Here is a 22,182-nt window from a genome sequence, read left to right as displayed (position 1 = left end):
TAGACCGCAAATGCGGCCCGCGCGCATGTCGCTATTACTATGGAATCAATACAGGGTCTGCGACGACTCGTGCAGCAACTGGCCGTACAGCGTGTGGCGCATGCGCGCGATCTTGCCTTCCGCCACAGCCTCCAGCACCGCGCATTGCGGTTCGATCAGGTGGCGGCAGTTGTAAAACTTGCAGTGGCCGAGGTAAGGCGCGAATTCGACGAAGGCGCGTTCGAGCATGCCCTCTGTCAAATGGTAGAGGCCGAATTCCTGGAAACCGGGCGAATCGATGATGGCCGTGCCGGCACCGAGTTCGGGCAGCTGGTACAGCCGGGTGAAGGTGGTGGTGTGCTTGCCGGTGTCGAGCGCGGCCGAAATTTCGCGCACGGCGATGTCGGCGTCGGGCACCAGCAGGTTGATCAGCGAGGACTTGCCCATGCCGGACTGGCCGATCAGGATCGACGACTGGCCGGCCATCAGCGGCTGCAGGATCTGCACCGCTTCTTCGGGGCGGGCCGTGGCCGATACTTCGTGCACCGGGTAGCCGAGCGATCCATAGGCGGCCACCCGTTCACGCGTGCGCGGCAGCGCCGCCGCCACGTCGGTTTTATTGAGGATCAGGTGGGCCTTGATGCCGGCCGCTTCGGCCGCCACCAGCGAGCGCGAAACCAGGTCGTCGGCAAAACCGGGCTCGGTGGCCACCACGATGAACAACTGCGTCAGGTTGGCGGCCAGCAGCTTGGACTTGTACTGGTCGGAGCGGTAGAGCAGGGTGCTGCGTTCTTCGATCTTGTCGATCACGCCCTGGTCGTTGGACGTGGTGGTGATCTGCACGATGTCGCCGACGGCGACGTTGGTCTTCTTGCCGCGCGTAACGCATTGCAGCTTGCGGCCATCGGCTTCGGCCAGGTAGTGGCGGCCGTGGGCGGCGATGATGGTCGCCGTCAGTTTTTGTTGGAGTTTTGGGTTGTTCATGAGGCCGCAGCCATGGTCGGATGTTGATGCAGTTGTCGAATCCGCACGCTCGCCGGCGGGTGCGTATCGTAGAAGGCCGAGTGCAGCGGATCGGGAGTGAGGGTGGAAGCGTTGTCTTCGTACATTTTGACCAGTGCCGACACCAGGTCGCGCGCATCGGTGTGCTGGGCGGCAAAGGCGTCTGCCTCGAATTCGTGCTTGCGCGAGCTGATCGAGGTCAGTGGTCCAAACAGGAATGTGAACACCGGCAGCACCAGCATGAACAGCAGCAGCATCATGGCGTCGTTGGTCTGGCCTGGCAGGGCCAGCGGATCGACGCCGAGGCCGGTGTAGAACCACACCTGGTTTTTCAGGTAGCCGAGCAGCGCCAGGAAGCCGAGCGAAATGGTAAAGATCATCACGATGCGCTTGACGATGTGCTTGAGCTTGAAGTGGCCGAGTTCGTGCGCCAGCACCGCCTCGATCTCGTGCGGTTGCAGGCGCGAAAGCAGGGTGTCGAAAAACACGATGCGCTTGTGGGCGCCGAAGCCGGAAAAATAGGCGTTGCCGTGGGCGCTGCGCCTGGAGCCGTCCATCACGAACAGGCCCTTGGAGGCAAAGCCCACGCGCGTCATCAGGCCTTCGATGCGGTCCTTGAGCGACTGGTCGGCCAGCGGCGTAAACTTGTTGAACAGCGGCGCGATCACGGTGGGGAACAGCACCATCATCAGCAACTGGAAGCCGCTCCACACCAGCCAGGCGTAAAACCACCACAGCGCGCCCGATTTATCCATCAAGGTGAGCACCACCCACACCAGCGGCAGGCCGATGGCCGTGCCCAGCGCCGCGCCCTTGAGCAGGTCGGCGAAGAACAGGCCGCGCGTCATCTTGTTAAAGCCGAAGCGCTGTTCGAGCTTGAACTGTTTATAGTAGTCGAACGGCACGTCGATCACGCCCGAGATCAGCGCAAACGCGGCCAGCAGGGCCAGTTGATAGACCATGCCGGGGCCGGTGAACTGGTAAATTTGCACGGACAGCCATTGCAGGCCGCCAAACAGGGTGAAACCGATCAGCACCACGGTGTTGACCAGCAGCGCCAGCAGGCCGAACTTGGTGCGCGCCACCGTGTAGTCGGCAGCCTTCTGGTGGGCGGCAAGCGGGATGCGTTCGGCAAATTCGGGCGGCACGGCGTTGCGGTGCGCCAGCACGTGGCGGATCTGGCGCGAGGCCAGCCAGAAGCGCACGATCAGCGTTAAAACGATGAAAGACACAAACAAAATCGAAAACGCGAGGGTATACATTCTATGCCTGTGAGAAAATGGCGGATTCGGATTACTATCGGCTCACTTCAAGCCAAGAGAGAATTATGTCACAAGCTAATGATTTGCCAGAAGGTTCCGCCCCGGCGGTGATCACCCCGCGCCAGAACGAGATGAACCTGGTCTGGGTCGACATGGAAATGACCGGCCTGGAGCCGGACACCGACCGCATCATCGAAGTGGCCGTGATCGTCACCGACATGCACCTGAACGTGCTGGCCGAAGGCCCGGTACTGGTGATCCACCAGAGCGACGAAGTGCTCAACGGCATGGACGCCTGGAACAAGGGCACCCATGGCCGCTCGGGCCTGATCGACAAGGTCAAGGCGTCCACCGTGACCGAAGCGCAAGCCGAAGAGCAGATCATCGCCTTCATGAAGCAGTGGGTACCGAAAGGCAAAGCGCCGATGTGCGGCAACACCATCGGCCAGGACCGCCGCTTCATGGTGCGCTACATGCCCAAGCTCGAGGCGTATTTTCATTATCGCAACATCGACGTCTCCACGTTGAAAGAACTGGGCAAGCGCTGGGCGCCGGCCATGGTCTCCGGCTTCAAGAAGCACCAGATGCATACCGCGCTGGCCGACATCGTCGAATCGATCGAAGAGCTCAAGTACTACCGCGAGCACTTCATCAAGCTGTGATGATGAAAACTGCGCACCTGTCGGCGCTGGCGCTGGCACTCATCGGCGGTATTGCTCATGCCGGCCATTTCACGTTCAAGGACTGGGAAGTGGCGTGCGATAACACGCGTCGCTGCGAAGTGGCCGGTTACCAGAAAGAGGAAGCGCAGGAGCCGGTAGTGCTGGCGCTGTCGCGCGATGCTGGCGCCACGGCGCCCGTCAAGGCCAGGTTCAGTCCCTATGCCCAGGATGTGGACAAGCTGGGCGTCTTGACCGTGCAGGTCGGCCAGACCACCGTGCGCGGCCTGCGCGCCGACGAGGACTTGACGCCGGAACAGGTGGACAAGCTGCTGCCGCTGCTGCTCAACGCCGAGTCGGCCAAGATCAGCGCTGGCAAGCGCTCGTGGACCTTGTCGCTGGCCGGCATCAAGGCTGCGCTGCTCAAGCTCGACGACGTGCAGGGCCGGGTGGGCACGCCCACCGCGCTGGCCATGCCCGGCGCCAAGCCGGCCAGCGCGGCGCTGCCGCCGTTGCCCGCGCCCCAGGTAAAACTGCTGCCGGCCTTTGCCACCCGCAAGGAAGACGCGCAACTGCTGCCGCTGATCGTCAAGACGCTCAAGCAGGGCGGTTGCGCAGACCCGGTCGATATCGCCGAGAGCGATCGCCAGAACGAGCTCTATCGGCTGTCGGCCAAGCAGGTGCTGCTGGTGCTCGAGTGCGGTCGCGGCGCCTACCAGTCCAGTTTCGAGCTGTGGACTGCCAGCGACAAGGCGCCATATGCACCGAAGAAGGTCAAGCTCCCCGATCCCGCGAGTACGACCGGCAGCTACCTGCTCAACCCCGGTTTCGAAGGCGGCCGGTTGTCGAGCTATGCCAAGGGGCGCGGCATCGGCGACTGCGGCAGTTCGGCCGAGTGGGGCTGGACGGCCACCGGCTTCCAGCTGATCTCGGCATCGTCCGGGCAGCTGTGCCGAGGGCTTCCCGGCGGCTTCCCGCTGCAGGACTACACGGCCACCGTCATCAGTGCCGGTAAATAAGTCAGTGATCAAGACCCTGTGGCCGGCATTGCTGTTCGCACTCGTCTGCGGCGCCGCCCATGCCAGTCACCAGGTCTTCAAGGACTGGGAAGTGGCGTGCGATAACACCCGCCGCTGCGAGGCGGCCGGATACGAGGCCGAAGATGCACCGGCGCCGGTAGTGGTGTCGCTGCTGCGCGAAGCCGGCGCCGCAGCGCCCGTCAAATTGCGGTTGATGCCGTATGCGAACGACGAGGTCGTCGCTGGTCCGCTGACGGTGCAGGTCGGAACAGCCATCCTGCGCGGCTTGCCGGCCGGGACGGAGCTGCCGCCCGAGCAGGTGGCGCGTTTGCTGCCGCTGCTGCTCGACGCCGATGCCGCACGCATTGCCGACGGCAAGCGCGAATGGATCCTCTCGCTGGCCGGCATCAAGGCGGCACTGCTGCGGATCGACGACGTGCAGGGGCGGCTCGGTACGCCCACCGCGCTGGTCAGGCCCGGCACCAGGCCAGTCGATACCGTCCGTGCGCCGGTGCCGGTGGTGCCGGTGGTGCGGTTGCTGCCGGTCGCAGCGCCGCGCCAGGATGACCGGCGCCTGCTGCCGCTGATCCTGGCGACGCTCAAGAATGACGGCTGCGAGGACCCGATCGACTTCGATGGCGGCGAGCGCGACAACGAGATCCACCGCCTGTCCGCCAGCCAGGTGCTGTTGATACTCCAGTGCACACGCGGCATCTACCAGTCCGGCTTTGCACTGTGGATCGCCAACGACAAACCACCTTATGCACCGCAACCGGCCAGGCTGCGCGATGCCCTCGGCCGCGAGCAGCCGTTGGTGCTGGAAGCCGCTTTCTACAACAACGAACTGACCAGCATAGGCAAGCGCCGCGGCCTCGGTGACTGTAACGTCAAGGCCAGGTGGGGATGGACCGCCGCCGGTTTCCAGCTGGTCGAAGCCTATTCCTCCGAACTGTGCCGCGCCATTCCCGATGGCTACCTGCTGCGCGACTACACCGCCACCATGGTTCGCCCGGCCAGCCGGTAATTCCGTGCATCAGCGCACTGTGCCGTAGGCTGCCGCGCTGTAGAGTTAGGGTATTCCAACCAATCCCGACTATCCATGCCGCGCATCTCCCGCACTGTCGTCATTACCCTGGTGCCCGTGCTGCTGGCGCTGGGCCTGGCCGCCTGTTCGCCGCTGGGGACGCTCAACGCGCTGACCCCGGGCGGCCAGTCCGAACGCACCGAGGGCCTGTCCTATGGCGACAACCCGCGCCAGAAACTCGATGTGTACCGGCCGCTGATCGCGCACGGCACGGCGCCGGTGGTGGTGTTCTTTTATGGCGGCAACTGGGTCGCTGGCGAGCGCGCCGACTACGCCTTCATCGGCCGCTCGCTGGCCGCGCACGGCATCGTTACCGTGGTGGCCGATTACCGGCTGTACCCGGAAGTGCGCTATCCCGATTTTTTGAAAGATGCGGCGCAGGCGGTGGCCTGGGCCAGGCGCCACGCGGCGCAATACGGCGGCGACCCGCAGCGGCTGTTCGTGATGGGCCACAGCGCCGGCGCCTACAACGCCGCCATGGTGGCGCTCGACCCGCGCTGGCTGGCTGCGCACGGCATGACGCCAGCCGACCTGCGCGGCTGGATCGGCCTGGCAGGTCCATACGACTTCCTGCCGATCGAAAACCCCACCACCAAGCCGGTGTTTCACTTCCCTGACACGCCACCCGATTCGCAACCGGTGCGCCACGTGTCGAAGCAGTCGCCGCCAGCCCTGCTGATCGCCGCCAAAAGCGACAAGCTGGTCAACCCGCAACGCAACACCGGCCGCCTGGCCCAGGCGCTGCGCGCGCAGCAGGTACCGGTCACGGAACTGTATTACGACCGCGTCAGTCACACCACCCTGATCGGCTCGGTCGCCGCGCCACTGCGCTGGCTGGCGCCGACGCTCGATGATGTGGCGGGGTATGTGTTGGCGGCGGAAGCCGCAGTGCCAGTACCAGCGCCAGCAGCAGTCACCACGCCCTGAAGTCTGGTCAGATCACCCAGCCACCGCCTGCCACACCAGCCAAACGTTCGCCGCCGAAATCACCACGAACAGCAGCCACGCCAGCGCGGTGGTCCACCAGGCGTTGACGAAGTCGCCCATGATGCGGCGTTGCGAGGTCAGGCTGATCAGCGGATACATGGCGAACGGCAGTTGCAGGCTCAATACCACCTGGCTCAGCACCAGCAATTTCCCCACCGAGTGTTCGCCCAGCGTCAGCACGCCGATCATGGCCGGGATCAGCGCCAGGCCGCGCGTGATCAGGCGCCGCTGCCAGCACGGGATCTTCAGTTTCAGAAAACCTTCCATGATTACCTGGCCGGCAATCGTCCCGGTGAAGGTGGAGCTCTGGCCGGAAGCGAGCAGCGCCAGGCCGAACAATATCGCTGCCAGCGCGGTGCCGGCCACGGGCGCCAGCAACTGGTAGGCGTCGTCGATGTCGAGCACGCGCGTGTTGCCGGGTTCGTAGAACGCGGCAGCGGCCACCACCAGGATCGCGCCGTTGATCAATAACGCCAGCAGTAGCGAGACGATGGTGTCGATACGGGCCAGGCCGATCGCCTCGCGTTTGGCAGCCGGGGCGGCGGAGACCACCCGCGTTTGCACCACCGACGAATGCAGGTACAGGTTGTGCGGCATGACCGTGGCGCCCAGGATGCCGATGGCCAGGTACAGCGGCTCGCGCTGCGCCAGGGTTTGCATCGACGGGATCAGGCCGGCTGCCACCGCCTGCCAGTCGGGTTTGACGAAAATGAGTTCGGCCACCAGGCACACGGCCACCGTCAAAATCAGGCCCAGCACGATGGCCTCGATCTGGCGGAACCCCTTGCCCTTCAAACCGAGGATGATCAGGGTGTCGAGCGCGGTCAGCGCCACGCCCACCGGCAGCGACACGCCGAGCAGCAGCTTGAACGCCAGCGCGCAGCCCAGCACCTCGGCCAGGTCGCAGGCGATGATGGAAATCTCGGCAAAGCCCCACAGGGTTTTGGCCACCGGCGGCTTGTATTGTTCGCGGCAATGCACGGCCAGATCCTTGCCGGTGACGATACCGAGGCGCATGCTCAGGCATTGCAGCACGATGGCGGCCAGGCTCGATAGCACCACCACGTACAGCAACTGGTAGCCGAACTGCGAGCCGCCCTGGATCGCCGTGGCCCAGTTGCCCGGGTCCATGTAGCCGACCGAGACCAGCAGGCCAGGACCGGCAAAGCGCAGGACTTTTTTCCAATAGGGATCGCCCGCCGTGACCGCGACGGTCCCGGCAACTTCGGACGGACAGAACGGCGCAGTGGCCGTCGTGGGGAGTTTGAAAGGCAGGGAGAACATGGGCATCCTGAAGAAGAAGCCCGATTTTACTGGAACGGGCAGGGCCGTGACCCTACCCGAACGGAATAGTTATTCCGCCGCGCCGTCGTTACCGTGGCATTTCTTGTACTTCTTGCCGCTGCCGCAAGGGCATTCGTCGTTGCGGCCCACTTTCGGCTCATCACGCTTGACGGTTTCGACGGCGGCCTTGCGGCGCGGTACCCAGAATTTGTGGATGGCCGGCAGGTTCGCTTCCAGTTCCAGCGCCAGCTTGTGCGCCTTGACCGGGTCTTCCACCAGCGCCAGTTCGTCTTCCTCGATTTCGTCCGCGCCCAGCAGGTAGATCGGTTTCATCAGTTCGGGCAGTTCGGTGAAGATGGCGTCCCACGAACCGGGACGCAGGTCCATGCCTTCCCAGAAGCCCCAGCACCAGGCTTCGGCGTCGATCAGCGTCTGGCCTTCGTGCTCGTGCTCGACGAACAGCGCTTCGAACTCTTTCGGCGCCACTTCGAACGTCACCAGCACTTCGTTCATGAAGCGCATGATCAGTTCGAGAATGCGTTCCTCTTCCTTGGCGTGCTTGAAGGTCGGTACGTCGGTGTCTTCCTTGCCCCAGACTTTTTTCAGCCACTCGGCCGGCATCACGGTTTCCGGGCCGATGGCGATCGCGGTCAGGTAGCCGTGCAGGATGTCCATCGTCATCGCGTCTTCGGGGCTGCGGTCGGAGAGCAGGAAACTGTCGAGTTCGTCGAATTCTTTGTCGCTCAGGGGCTGGTCGAGTTGCATTTTCTATCTTTCTGGTGCTTTTGCTTGGAAGGCGCCAGTATACACGCCGCGCCACGTACAATGACGCCATGAGCCAAGAAACCCCCAATACACACTACGACGACGAGGACGAAGCTGCCGACGCGGCCGCCGACGCCCGCGCCGCCGCACTGGCCGCCGCCATGGCCGACGCCCACGACGGCGGCGTTGCCAAAGGTGCGGCCGCGCCGCACCCGTACGCCGCCCTCAACCCCGAGTGCGTGCTCGATGCGCTGGACAGCATCGGCCTGCGCGGCGACGGCCGCCTGCTGGCGCTCAACAGCTACGAAAACCGCGTGTACCAGGTCGGCATCGAAGACGGCAAGCCGCTGGTGGCCAAGTTCTACCGCCCGGGCCGCTGGAGCGACGCCGCCATCCTCGAGGAACACGGCTTTACCGACGAACTGGCCGCGCGCGAAATTCCCGTGGTGCCGGCGTTGGCCGTGCAGGGCGCCACGCTGCACCACTTCAACGGCTTCCGCTTTGCCGTGTTCACTCGCCACGGCGGCCGCGCACCCGAGCTCGATGCCCCGGACGTGCTGGAATGGACCGGCCGCTTCATCGCCCGCATCCACGCCGTCGGCGCCATCCAGCCGTACCAGCACCGCCCGGCGCTCGACATCGCCACCTTCGGGGTCGAGCCGTGCGAGTTCCTGCAAACCAACCGCTTCATTCCGGCCGACCTGGCCGAAGCCTACGCCAGCATCTCGCAGCAGGCCCTGGATGGCGTGCGCCGCAGCTATGACCGCGCCGGCGACTTGCCGCAGCTGCGCCTGCACGGCGATTGCCACGGCGGCAACGTCTTGTGGACCGATGCCGGCCCGCACTTCGTCGATTTCGACGACAGCCGCATGGGCCCGGCCATCCAGGACCTGTGGATGATGTTGTCCGGTACCCGCGCCGACCAGGTGCGCCAGATGAGCGACATCCTGGCCGGCTACGAAGACTTCTGCGAATTCAACCCGCGCCAGCTGCACCTGGTCGAAGCGCTGCGCACGCTGCGCCTGATCCATTACTCGGCCTGGCTGGCCCGGCGCTGGGACGATCCCGCCTTCCCGGTGGCGTTCCCGTGGTTTAACACCCAGCAGTACTGGCAGGACCGCATCCTCGAGCTGCGCGAGCAGGTCGCCCTCATGGACGAGCCGCCGCTGCCCGTCTAACGACCGAAATAGCGGGCTTTTCCCGCTCTGCTTGCCATTCGGCCGGCTGCCTCGCTGTTCGATAATGACTGTTCAGAAGTCCCGGTGTGGATCGGGACATATCGTCAGCGAGAACCCTCATGCAAGCACAATTGGCCCCCATCGATACCGTCGAGATTGACAGCGCCACCTTCACGTCCCTGTCCGACACGCTGCCGAAGGTCACCTTGCACGACGAGCCGGCGCCCACCGTCAACGCGCCGCGCGCAGCCATGGAAATGAAGGCGATCCAGGAAGCCATCGCCCGCGTGGAAGCCGAAGCGAAAGCCGCCTGCGCCGCCGAAAACCGCGCCCACGCCGAGTCGCGCGCCCGCGCCCTGGCCGAAGACCGCGCCGCCATGGACGCCGCCGCCGCTGCCGCCGCCCAGCAAAACGCCCAGGCCTCCGAAGACGCGATTGCCGCCAACCGCGACCGCCTCGAATCGCTGCGCGCCGCCGCCCAGGCCAGCGTGGCCCGGCTCGACGCGGTCAAGCAGGAAACCGCCGAACTGCGCGCCCGCGTGGAAGCGGACAACCTGATCCGCCAGGCTGCCGAACAGCGCGCCCGTGCCGAAAACGAAAGCCGCCTGCGCGCCTCCGAGCAGATCGCGGTCGAATCGGCGCTCGCCGCCCAGGCCGCGCGCGCCGCCGACGAACTGGAAGTGGAAACCGAACAGGCCCGCCTGCAGGCGGTCGAACGCGTGGCTGCGGTGCAGGCCGCCAAGGACCAGGTGGTGGGCATTGCCAGCGCCGACGCCCGCGTGGCCACCATGGCGCGCGAGCGCGAGCGCCATGCCCATTCGGCGCGCCAGACCGCGCAGATGCTGGCCGAAGCCGAAGCCGAAGCTCTCGACCTGACCGTGCAGCGCGAGCGCGCCGACAAGATCGCGCTCGAATCGGCCTTCAACCGCGCCGCCGCCGAAGTGCGGGCGCTGGAAGAAGCACGCGCGCTGGCCCACCTGGAGCAGGAGCGCGAGCAGATCGCCCTGGCCAAGGCCGAGTCGGACCGCAGCGCCGCCCAGTCGCTGCACCTGCGCCTGCAAACCGAAAAGGAAATCCGCGACGTGGCGCTCAACCGCGAACGGCTGGAAATGGTGGCCGCCGCCAGCGCCCAGGCCCGGCGCGAAGCGGACGCCCGCATCATGGCCGCCACCGAAGCGCGCATCGAAGCCGACAACCAGCTGCGCGCGGTGGCGCTGGCCCGGGTGCAGGCCGAGCAGGAAGCGGAACTCGACACCCACGCCAAGGTGGAAGCCGAAGCGCTGGCGCTGGACCAGGCCAAGCTGCGCCAGGCCAGCGATATCGCCGCCGCCGACGCGGCGCGCGTACAGGCACAGGAACACCAGCGCGCCGCCGCCCTGGCCGACGAGCGCACGCAACTGGCGCGCACCGCCACCGAGCTGGCCGCCGGCCAGAACCAGGCCGAAGAACAGGAAGCGGCCACGCTGGCGCTGCACGTCGCGGCGCAAGCACAAGCCAACGAGCTGGCCACGCAACGCGCCGCCCAGGCCCTGGCCGCGTTGCAAGCCGAACAACAACGCGCCGCCGACGAGCAGCAGGCGCTGACCGCCTTGCGCGCCAGGCTGGAAGCCGAGCAGGGCGCGCAGAAAGCCGCGCGCGAGCGCACGACCGCCGAACAGCAGCAGGCCGCCGCATTGCAGGAACAGCAGGCCGCCGAACAGCGGCTGGCGGCAGCTGCGGAGGCCGAAGCGCAAGCCGCACGCCAGATGGCCGCGCAAGTGGCGCTGGAAGCCGACCAGAAAGCAGTAGCTGCCCGCGCGCTGGAAGCGCAGGCGCGCCTGGCCGTGGAACTGGGCGTGGCGCACGCCGAGCGCGCCCGGGTGGAACAGGAAAAAGCGGCCGCCGCCCAGGCCTTGCTGGCAGCGGAGCAGGACTTCGTGGCGGCGGAGCGCGCATCGCTGGCGCTGATCAACCAGAAACTTACGCAGCAACGTCTCACCACGGCAGCGGAAGCGAAGGCCGCGCAAGCGATTGCCGGCCGCCTGGAAGCGGAGCAGGCCGTGGCTGAAGCCGCTCGCCAGCGTGCTGACGCCGAGGAGAATCAACTCGCTGCCGTGCGCGAGCGCGAGCAGCAGGAACTGGCCGCGCTGGCAGCCGTGGCGGAAAAGCTCGCGGCGCAGCAGGCCTTGCTGCAAGCGGCCAGGGCCCACGCCGAGTTGCAGCGCAAGGTCGCCGACACCACGGCCGCCATGACGGCAGCCAAACAGCAGATGGTGGAACTGGAAACGCGGCGCTATGGCGCCGCGCAGAAGGTGCTGGCCAAACTGACCGTGACCGAGGGTGGGGTAGTGGAAACGCTGGATGCAGCGCGGGCCCGCAAAGAGGCGCGGATGGTGCAGCCGGTGTGGCGGTCGCGGTAAACGTTGCCGCTCAGCTGGCGTTCTATGGATCCCCGCGTTCGCGGGGAGGACGGATTTCAGGTCAGTGAACGCAAGGATGTCCGTGAGCCGGCAAACGTGATGCCGTCATCCCCGCGCAGGCGGGGATGCATGGACCGGTCGAGCAGAGCAACCGCTTACTGCTGCACCGTCACCTTGGTCACAAAATACTCACTCTCGCCAAAACACTGGGTCGGCACACCGCGATGCTGCGCGTAACCGAGCACCACGCGCTTGCCGATCGCCGCCGACAGCTCCTTGGCCACCGCCTCTTCACGCGTGCTGAAGAAGAACTTCTCGGGGATCGCACCCGGCATCGACGTCAGCAGAATTTCACCTTCCCAAGTCTTGCAGAACCACCCCACGCGCGAGAACTTTTGCAGGTAGCCGGCCCGTTCGCCGTCCGAGTAGGACACGTTGAGCATGGTCCAGGTATAGGCGGCAAAAGCCAGCATGGCGACAACCACCAGGCCGATAAAGTACAGCAACACGCGTTTAGATTTCATGGATGGGCAGTCAAGTTATGCAAGATCGGGAATCTTATCACGCAGCGTGCCGCCGTTTATAACGGATTGAGGACCACAGCGAGATCAGGATGAACGCCACGCCCGACAAACCGGTAAACCACTCGGGAATATGGTATTTCACGCTGGTGAGCATGATCAGCGCCAGGATGCCGATCGCGTAGTGGGCGCCGTGCTCCAGGTACACGTATTCGTCCAGCGTGCCCTTGTGCACCAAAAACACGGTCAGCGAACGCACGAACATGGCGCCGATGGCCAGGCCCAGCATGATGATGACCACGTCCTTGGTGATGGCAAAGGCGCCGATCACGCCGTCGAAACTGAACGAGGCGTCCAGTACTTCCAGGTACAAGAAGCCGCCGATACTGCCGCGCGCGACGGTGGCAACCACGCCACCTGTGCCACTCTTGCTGCCCACACCGGACTCGGTGGTGTCGCCATCCTCGACCTCCACCGGTGAATCCTGCTCGAGCAGGTCGGACAGCCACGACACCGCCAGGTACACCACCACGCCGACCACGCCGGCGGTCAGCACGCTTAATTTATCTTTCTCCGGCACCATCGTCATGCAGCCGAACACGGCAGCCAGGGTGAGCAGCACGGCCAGGCCGCCGGTGCCGATCGAACCGAGTTTTTCCTCGATCCAGCCCAGCCAGTGGTGTTCCTTGTCCTCGTCGAACAGGAAGTGGAGGAACACCAGCAGCAGGAAGGCGCCGCCGAAAGCGGCAACTTGCGCGTGGGCCTCGGTCAGGTGGCGCGAGTATTCGTCGGGCGTGGTGGTGGCCATGGTCCAGACATCGAACAGGCCCAGGCCGGTGGCGACCGAGACGATCAGCAGCGGAAACACCAGCCGCATGCCGAACACGGCCACCAGGATGCCGACCGTGAGGAACAGCTTGCGCCAGAACTCGTTCCAGTGGCGCAGGACGGACGCGTTGACCACCGCGTTATCGAACGACAGCGAGACTTCCATCACGCCCAGCACGGCGCAAATCCACAGCGCCGAGAGCATGCCGGCGCTGCCGCCGTGATTGAAACCCCACCAGCCGGCCAGGCCCATGAGGATGAAGGTGACTGCAAAGGAAACACCAAAGTGCCGCATATTGTTCTTCTTGGAAGTTTAGGGATGAAGCAATTTTAGCCCAGTTGTAGATGGTTAGGCATCATCGCTGGGCCGCCGTGCGCGGTTCTGCGATAATTGCGCCACAAAATTTGCGCCACAAAAAACTCAAGGATTATCGGATGGACATCGCATATCTCGTCACACCACTTATTACATGGATCACCGTGGGCCCGATCAAGTTCCTGATCAACAGCGCCAAGGCGCGAAAATGGGCGTTCAACCTGGTCGGTAACGGCGGTTTCCCCAGCAACCATAGCGCGGTGGTCTCCAGCATGGCCACCCTGATCGCGCTGCGCGAGGGCATCGGCCACCCGGCTTTCGGCGTGGCGGTCACGCTGTGTTTCATCGTCATCATCGACGCCAACAGCCTGCGCCAGCACGTGGGCAAGCAGGCGGCGGCCATCAACCGGCTCGCCGGCAAGGATGACGGCCACCAGTGGCTGCGCGAGCGCATGGGCCACACCTTGGTGGAAATTGCCGGCGGCCTGTGCACCGGTATCGCCATCGCCCACGTCATCAACCACTTCTTCGGCCGCTGATTCGCAGTTGCGCCACCGATAGCCGGTTTCCTCCGGCTATCCCCCGAATTCCCGTTCATCCCCCCATTTCGCAATTCAGCCACAGATTCTGCCGTTTGTCGCAGGCGCATTGACCACTTTCGGTCACTCGTGGATACTCTGCGCGCTGTAGTCTGGCTAAAATTCTAATTAAATTTAATTACTACCTGTCCATCATCCGGAGATTCACTATGTTGCGCAAAACCCTGCTCGCTATCGCCGTCGCTACAGCCTTGGCGGGGTGTAACAAATCAGACGAGGAGGCCGAGAAAAAGGAAGCGGCCGCCAAGGCCGCCAATATCACCTTGCAGGTTGCAAGCGAAGACACGCTGGTGGTGCAATCGACCGGCCTGGCGTCCGGCCCGGTCATCACCGGTTCGATCCAGCCCGAGCGCCGCGCCGACCTGCGCGCCGAAGTGAGCGCCATCGTGCTGCAAGTGCTGAAGGAAAATGGCGAACCGGTCAAAAAAGGTGACGTGATCCTGCGCCTCGATGAAACCTCGATCCGCGACAACGTCAATTCGGCCGAGGAGGCTGCGCGCGCGTCGCAGCAATCGCTGGACCAGACCCAGCGCATGCTCGAGCGCCAGACCACCTTGCGCTCGTCGGGCATGGTGTCGTCACAGGCGCTCGAAGACATGGAGCTGCGCCGCAACACCGCCCAGAGCGAGCTGGCTGCCGCCAAGTCGCGCCTGGTGACCGCGCGCCAGCAACTGGGCCGCACCGTGGTGCGCGCGCCGTTCGACGGCATCGTCAGCGAACGCAAGGTCTCCAGCGGCGACACCGCCCAAGTGGGCAAGGAACTGGTCAAGGTGATCGATCCGGCCAGCATGCGCTTCGAAGGCACGGTGTCGGCCGACAAGATCGGCGTGGTCAAGGTGGGCCAGCCGGTGCTGTTCCGCGTCAACGGCTACCCGGGCCAGAATTTTGCCGGCACCGTCAAGCGCGTCGATCCGGCCGCCAATGCGGTCACCCGCCAAGTGGAAGTACTGGTGTCGTTTGCCGGGCCATCGCAGCCGCGCGTGGCCGGCCTGTACGCGGAAGGGCGGGTGGAATCGCAAACCAGTGCCGCGCTGACGGTGCCGCAGTCGTCGCTGGTGCAGGCTGGCGACATCAATTATGTGTGGCGCGTAAAAAACGGCGTGATGAGCAAGGCGATGCTGGGCATCGGCACCCGCGACGAGCGCACCGGCAACTGGCAGGTGCTGTCGGGCCTGGCTGCCGGCGACACCATCATGCGCGTGCCCGGCTCGAACTTCAAGGATGGCCTGAAGGTGGCGTTCATTGCCCCGAGAGTGGTCAAACCGGCCCAGGCCGTCGCTTCGGCGCCAGCCGCCACCGTGGCAGACAAGAAGGAATAAACAGCCATGTTCTTATCGAATTTCAGTGTCAAGAAGCCGGTCGCCACGATCGTGCTGATCGTGGCCATGATGTGCCTGGGCCTGATGGCCCTGAGCAAATTGCGGGTCAACCAGAACCCGGACGTGGAAATCCCGTTCATCATCGTCAGCATTCCGTACCCGGGCGCCTCGCCCGAGACGGTCGAGCGCGAGATCATCAACCGCCTGGAAAAATCGTTCCAGTCGATTACCGGCGTGACCGAAACCAATTCCACCGCGTCGGAAGGCACGGCGCGCATCCAGGTCAAGTTTGGCTTCAGCAAGAACCTGATCGAGGCGTCCGACGAGATCCGCAACGCCATCGCCTCGGTACGCTACAAGCTGCCGATCGAGATGCGCGAACCGATCCTGCAACGGATCGACACGTCGGCCCAGCCGGTGATGCAGCTGGCGCTGTCGTCCACCGCGCAAACCCATTCGGCCATTTCGCGCCTGGCCGAAGACAAGCTGGCCGACCGCTTCCGCGGCATCGACGGCGTGTCGTCGGTGAATATCGACGGTTCGCTCAAGCGCGAGCTTTCCGTGCTGCTCAAGGCTGAAAAGCTGCGCGAATACAATGTATCGGTGGGCGACGTGGTCAACGCGCTGCGCAACCAGAACACCAATGCGCCGGTCGGCAAGGTGCGTGGCGAGCTCGACGAAAAGAGCATCCGCCTGGTGGGGCGCATCGAGCGTCCCGAAGACTTCCAGCAGGTGGTGATCAAGCGCAATGGCGACGACCTGGTGCGCCTGTCGCAGGTGGCCACCATCGAAGACGGCTTTGCCGAAATGAGTTCGCTCAGCGTGCGGTCGGGCAAACCCAACGTCGGCATCTCGATTTCGCGTTCGCGTGATGCGTCCACCGTCTCGGTGGCGCACGCGGTGCGCAAGCTCACCGCCGAGATCAACAAGGAACTGCCCAAGGGCACCGCACTGGAAATTACCCAGGACGGCGGCGAGGACGCCGAATCGAGCCTGAACAACGTGATCGAGGCGCTGGTGTTCGGCGCCGGGCTGACCATTTTCGTGGTGTACGCGTTTCTCAACTCGTGGCGCTCCACCCTGATCACGGCGCTGTCGCTGCCCACCTCGGTGCTGGCCGCCTTTATCGGCGTGTGGCTGTGCGGTTTCACGCTCAACTTCATGACCTTGCTGGGCCTGTCGCTGGCGATCGGCGTGCTGATCGATGACGCCATCGTGGTGCGGGAAAACATCGTGCGCCACATGCAGATGGGCGCGGACCGTCGCACGGCTGCGCTCAAGGGCACGGCGGAAATCGGCATGGCGGTCGCTGCCACCACGTTCTCGATCATGGCCGTGTTCATCCCGGTTGCCTTCATGCCCGGCATTACCGGCGAGTGGTTCCGGCCGTTCGCGCTGACGGTGACCTGCTCGGTGGCCGTGTCGCTGCTGATCTCGTTTACGCTCGACCCGATGCTGTCGGCCTTCTGGGGCGACCCGCCGGACCACCATACCAAGCCGCGCACCGGCATCAGCCGCGTGCTGGAACGCTTCAATATCTGGTTCGACCACCAGGCCGACCGTTATGGACGCGTGATCGCCTGGGCGCTGCGCCACCGTACCGCCATGGGCCTGATCGCCGTGGCCTCGTTTGTCGGCGCCCTGGCCCTGCAGCACTTCAAGGGTGGTTCGAGCTTCCTGCCGGCCTCCGACTTCGGCACCATTGCGGTCGATGTGCGCACGCCGTCGTCGTCCAGCCTCGAGTATGCACGCCTGAAACTGCAGAACGCTGCCGACATCGCCTTCACCATCAAGGAAGTCAAGCAGACCAATGCTTACGTGAATGTGGCTGGCGGCAAGATTTACGTGGACCTGGGCAAGAAGCATGAGCGCAACCGTTCCTCGGCCGAGGTGGCCAAGGAGCTGCGCGCCAAGCTGGCCGGCCTGGTCGGCGCCGAATACACGGTGCAGGACGACCTGGCCAACGGCGGCGGCAAGCCGGTGCAGATCCAGTTCACCGGCGCCGATTCGCGCAAGCTGATGGAAATCACCACCGACTACATGGAGCGCCTGCGCAAGGTGCCGGGCGCAGTGGACGTCACGCTGTCCGAGCAGGATCCGAAAGACGAGCTGCAAATCGTGCTCAACCGTGGCCTGGCCAACTCGATGGGCATCGCCGCCGGCGACGCCGCGCAAGCGCTGCGGGTAGCCTTTGCCGGCATCGAAGTGGGCGACTGGGTGGATCCGACCGGTGAATCGCGCGACGTGGCGGTACGCCTGGCGCCGGAAGACCGCGCCAGCGCGGAAAACATCGAGCGCCTGCCGATTTCCGTGGTGGGAACCAACCAGATGGTGCCGCTCGACCAGATCGCTGCCGTCACCATGGGCAAGGGCCCGTCAACCATCAAGCACAAGGACGGCAAGCGCGTGATCACCGTCACTGCCAACGCCCAGGGCCGCTCGGACGGCGAAGTGACCAATGCCGCCAAGGCGCTGGCCGAGTCGATCGACTTCCCGCCCGGCTACGGCCTGTCGCTGGGCGGCGCCGGCAAGGACATGCAGGAAGTGTTCGGCGCCATGGGCATTGCGCTGCTGTCCGGCGTGGGCCTGATGTATTTGATCCTGGTGATGCAGTTCGGTTCCTTCATGGCGCCGATCGGCGTGATGTTGTCGCTGCCGCTGTCCTTGATCGGCGTGGTGCTGGGCCTCCTGATTACCGGCGGCACCCTCAACCTGATGAGCCTGATCGGCGTGATCATGCTGATGGGCCTGGTGGCCAAGAACGCCATCCTGCTGCTGGAAGCGGCCCGCACCCGCGAGGAAGAAGGCCACAGCCGTGAAGAAGCGCTGATGTACGCGGGCCGCATGCGCCTGCGGCCGATCCTGATGACCACGTTCGCGCTGATTGCGGGCATGTTGCCGGTGGCGCTGGCGCTGGGCGAGGGCGGCGAGTTCTACCGTCCGATGGCGGTGGCCATCATCGGCGGCACCATCACTTCGACCGTGCTGACCTTGCTGATGGTGCCGACGTTCTACGACAGCATCGAGATCAAGCGTGAAAACCTGGCCAGCAAGTTCCAGCGCCGCATGGCGTACTGGGGCGCGCGGGCCGGCAACTTCGGCCTGCCACTGGCGGTGATCATTACTGCCATCGAGATCGTGCTGTTCCTGATCCTGGTGCGCTTCGTCTACCGCATCGTGATGCTGGCGGTGCGCTTCTTGATCGATGGCACCCGCAAGGGACCGCCCACCGACCACGTCGATCTCGACAAGAAAGTGGCGTAAATCCAGGCCGGAACCGGATAAGTGCTTGTTTCAAAAGGGACCGCTGGTCCCTTTTGTTTATTCTCAGTGCAGAGCAAGCGCTCGGTTTCAAGCGGAAAATTAGGGGCTTTCCTCTAGTAACTTGACTTTCGTGCGCGGACTTCCATCAGGTAAGCTGCTGGCCTTCCAGCATCTTGTCGCCCAGCCCGGTTGACACGGCGCCGGAACATGACAACCCTACAAAAAGAGACGACACCATGCAACGTAAGATTCTTCCCCTGGTCATTGCCGCCGCCATCGGCGCGCTTTCGTTCAACGCCCACGCTTCTGGCTATCGCTTCGGTTCGCAGAGCGTGTCGGCGCAAGGCACGGCCGACGCCAGCGGCGCCGAAGCCAACGACCCGTCGACCATCTTCTACAATCCGGCCGGCCTGTCGCGCCTGGAAGGCACGCAAATCAGCGCCGGCGCCACCTTCGTGGTGCCGCATTCGACCTACAACGACACCGGCTCGACCCGCTTCGTGGGCAGCCCGACCGGCGGCGGCAACCCGTCCGATTACGTGCCGTCGGTGAAAACTGCGCCGTCGATCTACGCCAGCACGAAAATCAATGACCAGTGGACTGCCGGTATCGGCCTGTTCGTGCCGTACGGCTCCAAGCTCGACTACGGCGATACCTGGGCCGGCCGTTACGCGCTGACCGACGTGATGCTCAAGTCGGTCACCCTGAACCCGTCGCTGTCGTTCAAGGTCAACGAGCGCCACGCATTCGGCTTCGGCGTCTCGGCCGAGTTCATGAAGGCTGAACTGGGCCAGGGCGTCGACGTGCGCGGCACCATCGCCCAGCTGCAATCGCCTGCCAACGCGGCGCAGCGCCAGGCACTGCTGGCAGGCATCGTTGCCGCGGGTGGCAACCCGGCCTTGCTGGCCACCGCCGGCGACGGCCATGGTTCGAACAGCGTCAAGGACTGGGGCTATGGCTTCAACCTCGGCTACATGTTCACGGTCGATGAAAGCACCCGTTTCGGCCTGTCCTACCGCTCGTCGATTGCGCACAAGCTCAAGGGCAGCACGGTATGGGAATTCTCGAACTCGACCACCGACCCGGTCGTCAACGCCGCGCTCAAGTCCGCGTCGCACCGCGTCAACTCGGCCGCGCTGGTCAAGCTGCGCACGCCGGAAACCATTTCCGGCAATATCTTCCACCAGTTCGATTCGAAATGGGCCGGCATGGCTGATATCACCTGGTCGCGCCACAACCGCATGGGCGACCTGCTGATCGAATTCCCGGGCACGCCGGAAGGCGCCGAAGTGATCCGCCAGCAATGGAAGAACACCATGCGCCTGTCGCTCGGTACCAGCTACGCTTATAGCGACAGCCTGACCCTGCGCGCCGGTATCGCCCACGACGAATCGCCGGTGGTCAGCGCCGAGCTGCGCCACCCGGCACTGCCGGACAGCGACCGCCTCCAGTACTCGTTCGGTGCCAAGTGGAAGCTGAACGACCGCTCGTCGATCGACATGGCGTACAGCTACCTCGACTTCAAGGATGCGCCGCTGAACTACACCAACCTGTGCAACACCTTGTCGCGTACTTGCACCGGCAACGGCGAAACCACCCGTGGCGTAGCGCAGACCCACATCTCCTTGCTGGGCCTGTCGTACAACTACAAGTTCTAAGCCGTTCCCGACGGTGTAGCACCAGAGGGCCCTGCGGGGCCCTTTTGGCGTTATTGGCCGCTGGTGGGGGGCGTGCCGGAAGTACCCGAGCCCGAACCGGCATTGCCCGAGCCGCTGGTATCGGCGCCGCTGGTGCCCGAGCTGCTGCCGCTGCCCGGCGTGGTGCCGGAGCTGCCTGTGCCGGTGCCACCGGTGCCGGTGCCGCCACTGCCCGAGCCGGTGGCGCCAGGCGTGGTGCTGCCGGGGGAGGCGGGGGTGGGAGTGGCCGATTCGGGCGAAGCCGAGGGGCTGGCTGGCTGGTCGGCCGGGCGGCGATCGCAGCCGGCGAGGAAGGCTGCGCCCAGTGCCACGCTGAGCGCAATTTTGCCAAAGGTATGCAGGGAAGTCATGATTTTTTCCTTTCAAAAAAAGCAAGAGGAAAATTTAGACCAGCGCCGCGCGGGCGCGTTCCCTGTTTTTTCGATCAGGCGCGCTTGCTGTTGTCCTTGTCACTGCTGTCGCTGTCGATCGACAGGTCGGCATCGCTGTTGAAGACGGCCATATCGGTCTCGCCCATTACCCGGCTGGTCAGCGTGCCGGCCGTGATCGAGCCGCTGACGTTGAGCGCGGTGCGGCCCATGTCGATCAGCGGCTCGATCGAGATCAGCAGGCCCGCCAGCGCCACTGGCAAGTTCATCGACGACAGCACGATCAGCGCCGCAAAGGTGGCGCCGCCACCGACGCCGGCCACGCCCACCGAACCGATGGTGATAATGGCCAGCAGCGGTGCGATGAAGTTAAACGTGAACGGATCGATGCCGACGGTTGGCGCGATCATGATCGCCAGCATGGCCGGGTAGATGCCGGCGCAGCCGTTCTGGCCGATGGTGGCGCCGATCGAGGCGGCAAAGTTGGCGATGCCCTCGGACGTGCCCAGGCGCTGGGTCTGGGTGGCCACGCTCATCGGAATCGAACCGGCGCTGCTGCGCGAAGTAAACGCAAAGGTCAGCACCGGCAGGATTTTCTTCACGAAGCGCAGCGGGTTCAGGCCGGCGCCGGTGACGATCAGCAAATGCACCATGAACATTAGCAGCAAGGCGCTGTACGAGGCCAGCACGAAGTCGATCAGGTGCAGGATGTCGGTCGGGCTCGAGGTGGATACCATGCCCGCCATCAGCGCGAACACGCCGTACGGCGTCAGGCGCAGCACCAGCGTGACGATGCGCATCACGATCGCGTGGGCAACCTTGACGAAATGGTCGAACGAGCTGAACAGCTCGGGCTTCTTGTCGTGGATGCCGGTCGCCGCCACGCCGATGAAGACCGCAAAGATCACTACCGCGATGGTGGAGGTCTTGCGCGCGCCGGTCAGGTCCAGGAACGGGTTGGCCGGAAGGAACGACAGCAGCATATTGGGCAGCGAAATCGCCTGCGCCGTGCCGACCTTGCCTTCCAGGTACACGCCGCGCGCGACGTCGGCGGCCGAGGCGGTCAGGCCCACGGCAGTGAGGCTGAACGCCTTGGCCATCAGGATGCCGATCACGGCCGCCACCAGCGTGGTCAGCATCAGCGTGCCGATGGTCAGCGCGCTGATCTTGCCCAGCGAATCGATGCCCTTGAGCTTGAGAATGGCCGAGACGATCGACACCATAATGAGCGGCATGATGATCATCTGCAGCAGCTTGATGTAGCCGGAGCCGACGATGTCGAGGTACTCGTTGGTGGTGGCCAGCTCGGGTGCGGTCACACCGTAGATGGCCTGCAGCACCGCGCCCAGCGCCACGCCCAGCCCCATGCCGGTGAACACGCGCACCGAAAAGGACGCGTTGCGGCGCTGCAGAATGTAAAGCACGCCCAGCAGGACGGCAGCCGCCACCAGGTTCAGTATCACGTTGATCGCCATATTGTTCTTCTTTCACTGCAATTAAATAAAGCCCGCCAAAACGCAGCGGGTCCAGCTATTTTATAGGGGTTGATCCTGCTGCGGGATACGGAAAGGTTTCAAGGAACGAATAATTGCTTATATGCTCAGCATATTCCTTTATAAAGGTTTCGTGGTCAAATCGCCACGACACATAAA

At 64.4% G+C, this 22,182-nt stretch carries 18 protein-coding genes; 10 read left to right on the top strand and 8 right to left on the bottom strand.

The window, feature by feature from the left end; genetic code table 11:
* Positions 1-45: 45 nt before the first annotated feature.
* Together rsgA and J2X54_RS12630 are read right to left on the bottom strand one after the other, a co-directional pair.
* On the bottom strand, positions 46-963 hold the full coding sequence (gene rsgA, locus J2X54_RS12635; RefSeq protein WP_070251140.1) for a ribosome small subunit-dependent GTPase A: 918 nt from the start codon (positions 961-963) through the stop codon (positions 46-48).
* Positions 960-2,243 (bottom strand): M48 family metallopeptidase, encoded by a 1,284-nt coding sequence (locus J2X54_RS12630; RefSeq protein ID WP_310181126.1) that lies wholly within the window; start codon positions 2,241-2,243, stop codon positions 960-962. Before J2X54_RS12630 ends, rsgA begins: the two co-directional genes overlap by 4 nt.
* Before the next feature lie 65 nt (positions 2,244-2,308).
* On the opposite strand from J2X54_RS12630, the gene orn reads away from it, so the two are divergent.
* The 4 genes from orn to J2X54_RS12610 all read left to right on the top strand — a co-directional run bounded on the left by orn (position 2,309) and on the right by J2X54_RS12610 (position 5,932).
* Positions 2,309-2,905, top strand: coding sequence for an oligoribonuclease (gene orn, locus J2X54_RS12625; protein ID WP_026637844.1), 597 nt, complete (start codon positions 2,309-2,311; stop codon positions 2,903-2,905).
* Positions 2,905-3,921, top strand: coding sequence for a DUF1176 domain-containing protein (locus J2X54_RS12620; RefSeq protein WP_310181123.1), 1,017 nt, complete (start codon positions 2,905-2,907; stop codon positions 3,919-3,921). The genes orn and J2X54_RS12620 overlap by 1 nt, the downstream gene beginning before the upstream one ends.
* A gap of 4 nt (positions 3,922-3,925) precedes the next feature.
* Positions 3,926-4,945 (top strand): DUF1176 domain-containing protein, encoded by a 1,020-nt coding sequence (locus J2X54_RS12615; protein WP_310181121.1) that lies wholly within the window; start codon positions 3,926-3,928, stop codon positions 4,943-4,945.
* Positions 4,946-5,020: 75 nt separating this feature from the next.
* On the top strand, positions 5,021-5,932 hold the full coding sequence (locus J2X54_RS12610) for an alpha/beta hydrolase (RefSeq protein WP_310181119.1): 912 nt from the start codon (positions 5,021-5,023) through the stop codon (positions 5,930-5,932).
* A gap of 12 nt (positions 5,933-5,944) precedes the next feature.
* Here the strand turns inward: J2X54_RS12610 and J2X54_RS12605 are convergent, their stop codons facing one another.
* A complete protein-coding gene (locus J2X54_RS12605) occupies positions 5,945-7,276 on the bottom strand; it encodes an Nramp family divalent metal transporter (RefSeq protein WP_141749642.1) in 1,332 nt (443 codons plus the stop codon).
* A 69-nt stretch (positions 7,277-7,345) separates the two neighbouring features.
* Complete coding sequence (locus J2X54_RS12600) at positions 7,346-8,041, bottom strand: UPF0149 family protein (RefSeq protein ID WP_070251150.1); 696 nt, start codon at positions 8,039-8,041, stop codon at positions 7,346-7,348.
* Between the two features lie 161 nt (positions 8,042-8,202).
* Between J2X54_RS12600 and J2X54_RS12595 the strand changes: the two genes are divergently transcribed.
* Both J2X54_RS12595 and J2X54_RS12590 read left to right on the top strand, forming a co-directional pair.
* Positions 8,203-9,219, top strand: coding sequence for a serine/threonine protein kinase (locus tag J2X54_RS12595; RefSeq protein ID WP_404990907.1), 1,017 nt, complete (start codon positions 8,203-8,205; stop codon positions 9,217-9,219).
* Positions 9,220-9,338: 119 nt separating this feature from the next.
* On the top strand, positions 9,339-11,618 hold the full coding sequence (locus J2X54_RS12590) for a hypothetical protein (protein WP_310181115.1): 2,280 nt from the start codon (positions 9,339-9,341) through the stop codon (positions 11,616-11,618).
* Positions 11,619-11,773: 155 nt separating this feature from the next.
* Here the strand turns inward: J2X54_RS12590 and J2X54_RS12585 are convergent, their stop codons facing one another.
* Both J2X54_RS12585 and J2X54_RS12580 read right to left on the bottom strand, forming a co-directional pair.
* The gene (locus J2X54_RS12585; protein ID WP_070250583.1) at positions 11,774-12,142 is read right to left on the bottom strand and encodes a hypothetical protein; all 369 of its coding nucleotides are present in this window, start codon (positions 12,140-12,142) and stop codon (positions 11,774-11,776) included.
* 37 nt (positions 12,143-12,179) lie between these two features.
* Positions 12,180-13,262, bottom strand: a complete 1,083-nt coding sequence (locus tag J2X54_RS12580; RefSeq protein ID WP_310181112.1) for a DUF475 domain-containing protein — start codon at positions 13,260-13,262, stop codon at positions 12,180-12,182.
* A 140-nt stretch (positions 13,263-13,402) separates the two neighbouring features.
* Between J2X54_RS12580 and J2X54_RS12575 the strand changes: the two genes are divergently transcribed.
* From J2X54_RS12575 to J2X54_RS12560, 4 genes are all read left to right on the top strand, one after another.
* Positions 13,403-13,822: a divergent PAP2 family protein gene (locus J2X54_RS12575; protein ID WP_310181110.1), complete on the top strand. Its 420-nt coding sequence runs from the start codon at positions 13,403-13,405 to the stop codon at positions 13,820-13,822.
* A 209-nt stretch (positions 13,823-14,031) separates the two neighbouring features.
* Positions 14,032-15,201: an efflux RND transporter periplasmic adaptor subunit gene (locus tag J2X54_RS12570; protein WP_310181108.1), complete on the top strand. Its 1,170-nt coding sequence runs from the start codon at positions 14,032-14,034 to the stop codon at positions 15,199-15,201.
* Positions 15,202-15,207: 6 nt separating this feature from the next.
* Complete coding sequence (locus J2X54_RS12565) at positions 15,208-18,465, top strand: efflux RND transporter permease subunit (protein WP_310181106.1); 3,258 nt, start codon at positions 15,208-15,210, stop codon at positions 18,463-18,465.
* Between the two features lie 236 nt (positions 18,466-18,701).
* Complete coding sequence (locus J2X54_RS12560; RefSeq protein ID WP_310181104.1) at positions 18,702-20,123, top strand: OmpP1/FadL family transporter; 1,422 nt, start codon at positions 18,702-18,704, stop codon at positions 20,121-20,123.
* 50 nt (positions 20,124-20,173) lie between these two features.
* On the opposite strand, the gene J2X54_RS12555 is transcribed toward J2X54_RS12560, so the two are convergent.
* A complete protein-coding gene (locus tag J2X54_RS12555) occupies positions 20,174-20,512 on the bottom strand; it encodes a hypothetical protein (protein WP_310181102.1) in 339 nt (112 codons plus the stop codon).
* 74 nt (positions 20,513-20,586) lie between these two features.
* The gene (locus J2X54_RS12550) at positions 20,587-22,005 is read right to left on the bottom strand and encodes an L-cystine transporter (RefSeq protein ID WP_070250600.1); all 1,419 of its coding nucleotides are present in this window, start codon (positions 22,003-22,005) and stop codon (positions 20,587-20,589) included.
* Positions 22,006-22,182: the final 177 nt, after the last annotated feature.

The organism is Duganella sp. 3397 (assembly GCF_031456625.1).
In the GTDB taxonomy this organism is placed as follows: domain Bacteria; phylum Pseudomonadota; class Gammaproteobacteria; order Burkholderiales; family Burkholderiaceae_D; genus Rugamonas; species Rugamonas phyllosphaerae.
This window is presented reverse-complemented; position numbering and strand designations above follow the sequence as displayed.